Annotated in this window: 7 protein-coding genes; 6 read left to right on the top strand and 1 reads right to left on the bottom strand. The window is 72.4% G+C overall.

The features are described from left to right. The 4 genes from G3I41_RS27120 to G3I41_RS27105 all read left to right on the top strand — a co-directional run. Window positions 1-2,107 (top strand): S41 family peptidase (locus G3I41_RS27120; RefSeq protein ID WP_164402994.1); only part of this gene is annotated, 2,107 nt, incomplete at its 5' end. A gap of 198 nt (window positions 2,108-2,305) precedes the next feature. Then, window positions 2,306-2,665: a histidine triad nucleotide-binding protein gene (locus G3I41_RS27115; RefSeq protein WP_164402993.1), complete on the top strand. Its 360-nt coding sequence runs from the start codon at window positions 2,306-2,308 to the stop codon at window positions 2,663-2,665. Beyond that, window positions 2,665-3,573 (top strand): ribonuclease Z, encoded by a 909-nt coding sequence (locus G3I41_RS27110; protein WP_164402998.1) that lies wholly within the window; start codon window positions 2,665-2,667, stop codon window positions 3,571-3,573. The genes G3I41_RS27115 and G3I41_RS27110 overlap by 1 nt, the downstream gene beginning before the upstream one ends. Window positions 3,574-3,607: 34 nt before the next feature. Then, window positions 3,608-4,600, top strand: coding sequence for an adenosine deaminase (locus G3I41_RS27105; RefSeq protein WP_164402992.1), 993 nt, complete (start codon window positions 3,608-3,610; stop codon window positions 4,598-4,600). On the opposite strand, the gene G3I41_RS27100 is transcribed toward G3I41_RS27105, so the two are convergent. Continuing rightward, window positions 4,564-5,925 (bottom strand): MFS transporter, encoded by a 1,362-nt coding sequence (locus tag G3I41_RS27100; protein ID WP_164402991.1) that lies wholly within the window; start codon window positions 5,923-5,925, stop codon window positions 4,564-4,566. The two genes, G3I41_RS27105 and G3I41_RS27100, sit on opposite strands and share 37 nt — an antisense overlap. A gap of 300 nt (window positions 5,926-6,225) precedes the next feature. On the opposite strand from G3I41_RS27100, the gene G3I41_RS27095 reads away from it, so the two are divergent. Both G3I41_RS27095 and G3I41_RS27090 read left to right on the top strand, forming a co-directional pair. Continuing rightward, window positions 6,226-7,332, top strand: a complete 1,107-nt coding sequence (locus G3I41_RS27095) for a PfkB family carbohydrate kinase (RefSeq protein ID WP_164402990.1) — start codon at window positions 6,226-6,228, stop codon at window positions 7,330-7,332. A gap of 132 nt (window positions 7,333-7,464) precedes the next feature. Next, window positions 7,465-9,597, top strand: coding sequence for a PhoH family protein (locus G3I41_RS27090; protein ID WP_164402989.1), 2,133 nt, complete (start codon window positions 7,465-7,467; stop codon window positions 9,595-9,597). Window positions 9,598-9,601: the final 4 nt, after the last annotated feature.

Raw genomic sequence — 9,601 nt, 5'->3', positions numbered from 1 at the left:
CCGCCGCCTCGCGGCCGGCCGGCTGGGCCGCGTCCTGGACCTCGCCCCCGCCCCCGACGGCAGCCGGTTCGCGGTCGCCGCGCACGACGGGCGGGTGCTGATCGTCGAGCGGGAGAGCGGTGAGATCCACGAGGTCGACCGCAGCGAGAACGGCGACGCCTCCGGCCTCGCCTGGTCGCCCGACTCCGCCTGGCTGGCCTGGTCGCACCCCGGCCCCGAGCCGCTCAGCCAGCTCAAGCTGGCCCATGTCGCCGACCTCTCGGTCTCCGAGGCGACCCCGCTGCGGTTCCGGGACTTCGCGCCCGCCTTCACCGCCGACGGCAAGCACCTGGCCTTCCTCTCCGAGCGCGCCTTCGACCCCGTCTACGACGCCCACGTCTTCGACATGGCGTTCATCGGCTCCTGCCGGCCGCATCTGCTCACCCTCGCGGCGACCACGCCTTCCCCGTTCGGGCCGCAGCTGCACGGCCGTCCCACGGAGAAGGAGAAGGGCGGCGACGGCGAGGACAACCCCACCGCGCTGCCCATCACCCGCATCGACCTGGACGGCCTCGCCGACCGGATCGTGCCCCTTCCCGTCGAGGCCGCCGTCTACTCCTCGCTGCGCACCGCGCGTGACGGGCTGCTCTGGCTGCGCCACCCGCTCACCGGCGTCCTCGGCACCAGCGGGGCCGGCCCGGACGCCCGCCGCCCGGACACCGTGCTGGAGCGGTACGACCTGGAGAAGCTGCGCTGCGAGGAGCTGTCCTCGGACGTCGGCCGTTTCGCGGTCAGCGGTGACGGGAAGCGGCTGGCGATCGTCAGCCACGGCAAGCTGTCCGTCGTCCCCTCCGACAGCCGGGTGCCCGCGGGCGACGACGACCACGACGACGCCGTGACCGTCGACCTCTCCCGCATCCGCCGCACCCTCGACCCGGCCGCCGAGTGGCGCCAGATGTACGACGAGGCCGGCCGCGTCATGCGGGACAACTTCTGGCGCCCCGACATGGGCGGCGTCGACTGGGCCGGGGTCCTCGACCGCTACCGGCCGGTCCTGGAGCGCGTCGCGACCCACGACGACCTCATGGACCTGCTCTGGGAGGTCCAGGGCGAGCTGGGCACCTCGCACGCCTACGTCACCCCGCCCGGCGGGTGGCGCGACGACGCGGCCCGGCAGGGGCTGCTCGGGGCGGACCTCTCGCGTGCGGAGGACGGCAGCTGGCGCGTCGACCGCGTGCTGCCCTCCGAGACGTCGGACCCGGCTGCCCGCTCGCCGCTCGCCGCGCCGGGCGTCGCGGTCCGGGCCGGGGACGCGATCGTGGCCGTCGACGGACACCCCGTCGACCCGCTCACCGGGCCCGCGCCGCTGCTCACCGGCTCGGCCGGAAGGCCCGTCGAGCTGACGGTCTCCCCGGCCGACGGGGGCGACCGGCGCCACGTCGTCGTGGTGCCCGTCGCCGACGAGGAGGCCCTGCGCTACCACGCCTGGGTCGCCGACCGGCGGGCGTACGTGCACGAGCGGTCCGGGGGGCGTCTCGGCTACCTCCACGTCCCCGACATGGTCGGCGGCGGCTGGGCCCAGATCCACCGCGACCTGCGCACCGAGATGGCGCGCGAGGGCCTGGTCGTGGACGTCCGGGAGAACCGGGGCGGCCACACCTCGCAGCTCGTCGTGGAGAAGCTGGCCCGCCGCATCGTCGGCTGGGACCTGCCGCGCGGCATGCGACCCACGAGCTACCCGGGCGACGCGCCGCGGGGGCCGGTGGTGGCCGTGGCGAACGAGTTCTCCGGGTCGGACGGCGACATCGTGAACGCGGCGATCAAGGCGCTGAAGATCGGGCCGGTGGTCGGGGTCCGGACGTGGGGCGGCGTCGTCGGCATCGACAGCCGGTACCGGCTGGTCGACGGGACGCTGGTCACGCAGCCGAAGTACGCGTTCTGGCTGGAGGGATACGGGTGGGGCGTCGAGAACCATGGCGTCGACCCCGACGTGGAGGTCGTGATGACGCCGCGGGACCACGCCGAGGGGCGTGACCCTCAGCTGGACGAGGCGATCCGGATCGCGCTCGAGTCGCTGGAGCACGTGCCGGCGAAGGCGGCGCCGGAGCTGCCGGGGCTCCCAGGGTGAGCCGAGCGGGGTGGGGAGCGGTGCGCCTGCGGCGGGCCTGTTCCCCACCCCGCCCCTTCCCGAACCCGGGGCGCTGCCCCGGACCCCGCGCCCCAAACGCCGGCGAGGCTGACAGCTGGGAGCGGGGGTACGGGGGCGGCGCCCCCGGATAGGCTGGGCCGCGACGGATCACCCGAGCCCAAGGGAGCGCGTAAGCGAATGGCAGGAGAACCGCAGCCCGACTGCCTGTTCTGCAAGATCGTCTCGGGGGAGATCCCGGCCACCATCGTCCGCGAGACCGACACCACCGTCGCGTTCCGCGACATCAACCCCCAGGCCCCGACCCACGTACTCGTCATCCCGCGCCTGCACCACCCGGACGCCGCGTCGCTCGGCGCCGCCGAACCGCAGGTGCTCGCCGACGTGCTGTGCGAGGCGGGCAACGTCGCCGCCGACGAGAAGATCGACGCGACCGGCTACCGGGTCGTGTTCAACACCGGCGCCGGCGCCGGCCAGACCGTGTTCCACGCCCACGCGCACGTCCTGGGCGGCCGGGGTCTGGAATGGCCGCCGGGATAATGTCCGCCCGTGAACTCGTCGTGCTCGGGACCGCCAGCCAGGTCCCGACACGGCACCGGAACCACAACGGCTATCTGCTGCGCTGGGACGGCGAGGGCATCCTCTTCGACCCCGGCGAGGGAACCCAGCGCCAGATGCTGCGGGCCGGGGTCGCCGCGCACGACATCAACCGGATCTGCGTCACGCACTTCCACGGCGACCACTCGCTGGGCCTGGCCGGGGTGATCCAGCGGATCAACCTGGACCAGGTCCCGCACCCGGTGACCGCCCACTACCCGGCGAGCGGGCAGCGCTTCTTCGACCGGCTGCGGTACGCCACCGCCTACCGCGAGACCGTGCGGCTGACCGAGGCCCCGGTCGCCGCCGACGGGCCGCTGGCCACCACCGCCGCGTACACGCTCGACGGCCACCGGCTCTCGCACCCCGTCGAGTCGTACGGCTACCGGCTCACCGAGCCCGACGGGCGGCGGATGCTGCCCGCGAAGCTCGCCGAGCACGGCATCGAGGGGCCGGACGTCGGACGCCTCCAGCGCGAGGGCGCCCTCGGCGGGGTCACGCTCGCCGACGTGTCCGAGCACAGGCGCGGACAGCGGTTCGCGTTCATCATGGACACCAGGCTCTGTGACGGCGTGTACGCCCTCGCCGAGGGCTGCGACATGATGGTCATCGAGTCGACGTTCCTCGACGCGGACCGGAAGCTGGCCGCCGACCACGGCCACCTGACCGCCTACCAGGCGGCCCGGGTCGCCCGGGAGGCGGACGTACGGCACCTCGTCCTGACGCACTTCTCGCAGCGCTATCCGGAACCGGAGGCGTTCGAGGCCGAAGCCAGGGCGGCCGGTTACGAGGGCGAGCTGACCGTCGCCCAGGACCTGACGCGCGTACCGGTGCCCAGCCGGCACGCGTAGCACCACGCACCACCCCCACACGATTGAGAACACCGTGCACCTCCCCAAAGCCGAGCTCCACCTCCACATCGAGGGGACCCTCGAACCGGAACTGGCCTTCGCGCTCGCCGCGCGCAACGGCGTGACCCTGCCGTACCCGGACACCGAGGCCCTGCGGACCGCGTACCTCTTCGAGGACCTCCAGAGCTTCCTGAACCTCTACTACGCGCTGATGGCCGTGCTGTGGACCGAGGACGACTTCGCCGAACTCGCCGACGCCTACCTCACCCGCGCCGCCGCCCAGGGCGTCCGGCACGCCGAGATCTTCTTCGACCCGCAGGCCCACACCGCGCGCGGCGTGCCCATCGGCACCGTGATCGAGGGCCTGGGGCGGTCCCTGGAGCGCAGCGAGGAGAAGCACGGCATCTCCACCCAGCTGATCATGTGCTTCCTGCGCGACCAGTCCGCCGCATCGGCCCTGGAGACCCTGGAGGCGGCCCGGCCGCACCTGCACCGGATCAGCGCCGTCGGCCTGGACTCCGCCGAGGTCGGCCACCCGCCCGTGAAGTTCCGCGAGGTGTACGAACGGGCCGGCGAGCTCGGCCTGCGCAAGGTCGCCCACGCGGGCGAGGAGGGGCCGCCCTCGTACATCCGCGAGGCGCTCGACGTGCTGGGCGTGGAGCGGATCGACCACGGGCTGCGCTGCTTGGAGGACCCGGACCTGGTGAAGCGGCTGGTCGCCGAGCGCGTCCCGCTCACGCTGTGCCCGCTGTCCAACGTACGGCTGCGCGCGGTCGACACCCTGGAGCAGCACCCGCTGCCCGCGATGCTGGAGGCCGGGCTGCTCTGCACGGTCAACTCCGACGACCCCGCCTACTTCGGCGGGTACGTCGGAGGCACCTTCCACGCCGTCCACGAAGCGCTCGGCCTGGACCGCGAGCAGCTGCGCACCCTGGCCCGCAACTCCTTCCAGGCGGCCTTCCTCGACCACGACGAGGAACGCAGGACGCGCTACCTGTCCGAGGTCGAGGCGTACGTGTTCGACTGACCGCCGTCCGGGCCGGCCGTGCGGAACGCGTTCCTGCCGAGGCGCCTGCGGCGCAGGGCCGGGATGCTGATCTCCGTGACGGCCTGCTCGGGCGCGCCCACCTTGGGCACCGCGCCGGGCACCGCACCCGTGGTGACGGCGAGCAGGGCCGCGGGCGCCCCGCCCCGGCGGCGTACCGAACCCGGCACCAGCGGACGGCCGCCGGTGTGCAGGGCGACCGCGGTCACCGGAAGCGCTATCAGCAGGGTCACCGCACCCAGGACCAGACCCATCCCCGGGAACCCGGCCTCCTCCGACAGCACACTGCCGAGCACCGGTCCGCAGGCGACGCCCACGGACGAGGCGGAGCCGGCGAGGACCGCCCAGCGGCCGCGTACGTCGAGGGAGGCGGCCAGACCGATCAGATACGACAGGACCACCGGGTAGACGGTGTTCCACAGGATCTCGCCGGTCGCGAAGGAGCCGAGGCTCCCGGCGGACGAGCTGAGCACGATGCTCCCCGCGATGACGGCGGTGCCCACACCGATCGGGACCGCGCGCCCCAGCTTCGAGCCCAGCACCCCGGCACCCATCACGCCGAGCAGCCCGGCGCCGAGCGCGGCGGCGAACACGGCGCCTATCGTCACCTCGGACAGCCCGACCTGGTCCACGCCGATCCTGCTGCTGACGCCCCACAGCGCGTTCTGCGCCATCGACCAGACGAGCATGCCGCCCGCGAGGACCAGCCCGGAGCGGCGGTGCGGCAGCCGGCCCTTGGCGGGGACGGCGGGCCCGCCCTGGTCCCCGGGGGCCGACCCGCCGAGCCGGGAGGTGGCCGGCCACACCAGCAGCGCGACCAGGGCGATCGAGGCGAACGGCAGCCGGTGGCCGCCGCCCAGGTGCGGGACCGTCAGATACAGGGCGCCCGCGGTCGCCGACACACTCAGCAGGCCCAGGGACGAGGTGCGGTGCGGGTCGCTCTGGGCGGCGATGCCCGCCGCCGCGACGGCGGTCGCCGTACCGGAGCCGAAGCCGCCGACCACCGCGCCCGCGACCACCAGCGGCACGGTGCCGGCCAGCGCCGCACAGCCGTACCCCACCACGCACAGGACCAGTCCCACGCGCGCCGGTCTGCACGGCCCGTAGGTCTCCACGCGTCCCGCCAGGGAGAAGCCGGCGGAGGCCGAGCTCAGCAGCAGCGCACTGCCGACGAGCCCGGCCTGAGCCGTGCTGAGGCCCAGATAGACGGAGAGCCGTCCCACGATGGTGGGGAGGAGATAGGCGGCGAGGTAGCCGGCGGTGAACACGGCGACCAGAGGCCACGCGGCGCGAGGGCGCGAGGACATGGGCGTTCCTGAGGACATGCCAAGAAGAGGCAGAAGGGAGGGGGGAGATACGAGAAATCGGCGCTTCCGTCGGGTACGTCTCCAACGGTGCTCGCGGGCCAATTTGTATCAAGTGCTCCCGGCCCACCGAAAGCCGGTGTTATGTGATCTGGGCCACTTTTGTGTTTACGTGCTTCCCGGATGGGTAGTTAGGCGCGTTTACGCAGGTCAGCGACCGTGAACACACGCGCGGCGCGCACTCGTCCATCACCGCCGCGTATCGGGCACACTGGGCGCAACCGCCACGACCGGGGAGTGCGAGTGAGTGCTGACGTTCCGCAGATCGACCCGCTGGACGGACTGCGCGCCCCGCAGGACCCCGACTGCGACGTCTTCCTCACCGGCACGGTCTTCCTGGACATCATCTTCACCGGCCTGGACAGCGCCCCCGTGCGGGGCACCGAGTCCTGGGCGCGCGGCATGGGCTCCAGCCCCGGCGGCGTCGCCAACATGGCCACCGCGCTGGCCCGCCTCGGCCTGCGCACCTCCCTGGCCGCCGCGTTCGGCGACGACCACTACGGCGAGTACTGCTGGGACGCGCTCGAACAGGGCGAGGGCATCGATCTCTCCCGCTCCCACACGGTCCGCGGCTGGCACTCCCCGGTGACCGTCTCCATGGCGTACGAGGGCGAGCGGACGATGGTCTCGCACGGCCACGAGGCCCCGTCGCTCCCCGCCACCGCCTCGCCGGAGGCCCCCGCCTTCCCCCGCTGCCCGCCGAGGGCCCGGGCCGCCGTCACCTCGCTCGTGCCCGGACGCACCGAACCCTGGGTCGCCGAGGCCGCCCGCCGGGGGGCCCTGATCTTCGGGGACGTCGGCTGGGACGAGACCGGGCGCTGGGACCTGGACGCCCTGAGCGGCCTGGAGCACTGCCACGCCTTCCTGCCCAACGCCGAGGAGGCGATGCGCTACACCCGCACCGACTGCCCCCGGGCCGCCGCGCACGCCCTCGCCGAACGCGTACCGCTCGCCGTCGTCACCCTGGGCTCCGAGGGCGCCTACGCGGTCGACGCCGCCACCGGCACGGCCGCCGAGGTCCCCGCCATCGAGGTCGAGGCACTGGACCCGACCGGCGCCGGCGACGTCTTCGTGGCCGGCTTCGTCACCGGCACGCTGGCCGGCTGGCCGCTCGCCGACCGCCTCGCCTTCGCCGGGCTGACCGCGGCCCTCTCCGTCCAGGAGTTCGGCGGCTCGCTCTCGGCTCCCGGCTGGGCGGAGGTCGCCGCCTGGTGGCAGCGGGTGCGCACCTGCGCCGGGCAGGACCCGGCCGCGCTGCGGCGCTACGCCTTCCTGGACGACCTGCTGCCGGCCGCCGCCCGGCCCTGGCCGCTGCGCCGGGCCCTGCCCACGATCGGTTTCCGCGCGTAACCTCCACGGCCCCGTACCGCCCGGTAAAACCTCTGGTGTTGTCGGTGTGGAGTCGTAGGCTTGAGGCACACGAGGTTTTCGAGCAGCGAGAACCCTGCAACGGGAGGTATGCGCAGGCCCGAGGGCCGGCCCATGACTCAGTCACCCACACAGCCGCAGGCGCGTGCCCACATCAGCATCCCGGCCGCTCACCCGATGGTGATGCTCCTGGGAGCGGGCGACTCGCTGCTGCGCGTGATCGAAGCGGCGTTCCCGGCGGCCGACATCCACGTCCGGGGAAATGACATAAGCGCGACGGGCAACGCGGCGGACATCGCCCTGATCCAGCGCCTGTTCGACGAGATGGTGCTCGTGCTCCGCACCGGGCAGCCGATGACGGAGGACGCCGTGGAACGGTCGATCGCGATGCTCAAGGCCACCGACAACGGCCAGGCGGACGGTACGGAGACCCCGGCCGAGGTGCTGACGCAGAACATCCTGTCCAGCCGGGGCCGCACGATCCGCCCCAAGACGCTCAACCAGAAGCGGTACGTCGACGCGATCGACAAGCACACGATCGTCTTCGGCATCGGCCCCGCCGGTACGGGCAAGACCTACCTGGCCATGGCCAAGGCGGTCCAGGCCCTCCAGTCCAAGCAGGTCAGCCGCATCATCCTGACCCGCCCGGCCGTCGAGGCGGGCGAGCGCCTGGGCTTCCTCCCCGGCACGCTGTTCGACAAGATCGACCCGTACCTGCGCCCGCTCTACGACGCCCTGCACGACATGCTCGACCCCGACTCGATCCCGCGCCTGATGGCGGCGGGCACGATCGAGGTCGCCCCCCTGGCTTATATGAGGGGTCGCGCCCAACCTGTCTTCACCAACGTGCTGACGCCGGACGGCTGGCGCCCCATCGGCACTCTGGAGGTCGGTGACCTCGTCATCGGCTCCGATGGAGCCCCCACGCCCGTACTCGGTGTGTACCCGCAGGGCGAGAAGGACATCTACCGAGTCAGCGCCCAGGACGGCTCCTGGACCCTGTGCTGTGGTGACCACCTGTGGACGGTTCGTACCGCGTCGGACAAACGGCGGGACAAGCCGTGGCGGGTCCTGGAGACCAAGGAGATGATCGGCAACCTCCGCGCGGCCCGCGCGCGTCGTTACGAACTGCCGATGCTCACCGCCCCGGTCAGCTTTCCCGAGCGCGAGGTTCCGATGGACCCGTATGCGCTGGGGCTGCTGCTGGGCGACGGGTGCCTGACGGGGGCGACGACCCCGTCGTTTGCCACCCAGGACCCCGAGTTGGCCGAGGCCCTGGAAGGCTCGCTGCCGGGCGTTTCCGTACGCCACAAGGGCGGGCCCGACTACACCCTGAACCGGCTGAAGGCTCCGGGCGACGTGGTGACGCTGGAGAACCCGGTCACGCGTGCGCTGCGTGAACTCGATCTGGTGGGCACGCGTTCCCACTCCAAGTTCGTTCCGGACGCGTACCTCTTCAACTCCGCCGACGTCCGTCTCGCTGTCCTTCAAGGGCTGCTCGACGCCGATGGGGGCCCGGTCACCCAGAAGGACCGCACATGCCGTGTCCAGTACACGACGGCGTCGATCATGTTGCGTGACGACATGATCGCCCTGGTGCAGTCGCTGGGCGGGGTCGCTTACACACGCCGCCGGGCTGCCGAAGGGCGTACGCCGGGACGCGCTCGCGGCCGCGATGTCCATCACCGCTACGACGCCCACGTGGTCGACATCCGCCTGCCGGAGGGCATCGAGCCCTTCCGTCTCCCCCGCAAGGCCGAGAAGTACCGGGCCGCCGGTGGCGGCGGACGGCCCATGCGCTTCATCGACAGCATCGAACCGGCGGGCCGTGAGGAAGCGGTGTGCATTCAGGTTGCGGCGGAGGACTCGCTGTACGTGACGCAGGACTACCTGCTGACACACAACACCCTGAACGACGCCTTCATCATCCTGGACGAGGCGCAGAACACCAGTGCCGAGCAGATGAAGATGTTCCTGACCCGGCTCGGCTTCGACTCCAAGATCGTGGTCACCGGTGACATCACCCAGGTCGACCTGCCGAGCGGGACCAAGAGCGGCCTGCGCCAGGTGCAGGACATCCTGGAGGGCATCGACGACGTGCACTTCTCCCGGCTCACCTCGCAGGATGTCGTCCGGCACAAGCTGGTCGGCCGTATTGTCGACGCGTACGAGAAGTACGACAGCAGCAAGGGCGAGCAGGACGGCGGGGGCCCTCGGGGCCGCGGCCGTCACAACGGGAAGCAGTAGCAGC

Source organism: Streptomyces sp. SID9727, from assembly GCF_010550605.1.
Taxonomy (GTDB): Bacteria; Actinomycetota; Actinomycetes; order Streptomycetales; family Streptomycetaceae; genus Streptomyces.
The sequence above is the reverse complement of the archived record's forward strand: the minus strand, read 5'-3'. Positions and strand labels throughout refer to the sequence as shown.